Raw genomic sequence first — 1,170 nt, 5'->3', positions numbered from 1 at the left:
CCCTGGCCCTTGCGGTCTTCGGTCAGATAGACGAGGCCCGCGTCGATCGCGTCGCGCGGCGTGCGCAGATTGAGCTTCTTGCCATCGACCGTCACTTCGCCGCGCGTGCGCGGTTCCGCGCCGAAGATGAGGCGCGCGAGTTCGGTGCGCCCGGCGCCGACCAGGCCCGCGATCCCGAGCACTTCGCCCGAATGCAGGTCGAGGCTGCAGCCGCGCACGCGGCTTTCATCGGCGATGTCGCGCACTTGCAGGACCACCTTGCCCGGATCGTAGGGCGCGTGCTCCTTCTTGTAGAAGCCCGAGATGTCGCGGCCGACCATCATCTTCACGAGGCTTTCCGCCGACAGGTCCGCGCGCTCCAGCGTGCCGACATAGCCGCCATCGCGCAGCACCGACACGCGGTCCGACAGCTCATAGATTTCCGCCATCCGGTGGCTGATGTAGATGATCGCGAGGCCTTCCTCGCGCAACTGGCGGATCAGGTCGAAGAGGCGGTCGGTTTCGCGCGACGAGAGCGGCGTGGTCGGCTCGTCCATCACGAGGATGCGGGCCCGGGCATGCACGGCCCGCGCGATCTCGACCAGTTGCTGTTCGGCGATCGACAGGTCGCCCACCAGCGTATGCGGCTTGAACGCCGCGCCGAGGCGCTTCAGCACTTCCTCGCAGCCGCGTTCCATCGCGGCGCGGTCGATGAGGCCCATCGCGCCGCGCAACTCGCGCCCGGCGTGGATGTTCTCGGCCACCGACAGGTTCGGCGCGAGGCTCAGTTCCTGGTAGATCACCGCGACGCCGAGCGCCTTGGCCGCGAGCGGTCCGTTGATCACGACGGGCTGGCCCTCGATCAGGATCTGCCCGCCGGGATCGGCCTGATAGGCGCCTGAAAGGATTTTCATCAGCGTCGATTTGCCGGCGCCGTTTTCGCCCATCAGCGAATGCACTTGCCCGGGATGGACGGAGAGACGCACGTTGTCGAGCGCCCGCACTCCCGGAAACGTTTTGCTGATGCCGCGCATTTCCAGCAGCGGCGGCGTGGACTCAGGACTGGACATAGTTCACCTCGTTCGTATGGGCACCGGCGCCCTTGAGAATCCCCGCGCGCGGAGAAAAGTTGAAGAACATCGGCAGCGTCGCGGCGCCGATCGCGCCCGCGTCGCGGCCAAACGAACCGCG

Annotated in this window: 1 protein-coding gene and 1 pseudogene; both read right to left on the bottom strand. The window is 67.2% G+C overall.

The genetic code is table 11. The features are described from left to right. A partial coding sequence (locus tag AWB68_RS45200) for a sugar ABC transporter ATP-binding protein (RefSeq protein ID WP_087650485.1) occupies window positions 1-1,049 on the bottom strand: 1,049 nt, incomplete at its 3' end. Further along, a pseudogene (locus AWB68_RS47920) lies at window positions 1,036-1,170 on the bottom strand (N-acylmannosamine kinase); the annotation flags it as partial. The pseudogene AWB68_RS47920 and the gene AWB68_RS45200, both read right to left, overlap by 14 nt.

Source organism: Caballeronia choica, assembly GCF_001544535.1.
Classification (GTDB): Bacteria; Pseudomonadota; Gammaproteobacteria; order Burkholderiales; family Burkholderiaceae; genus Caballeronia; species Caballeronia choica.
The sequence above is the reverse complement of the archived record's forward strand: the minus strand, read 5'-3'. Positions and strand labels throughout refer to the sequence as shown.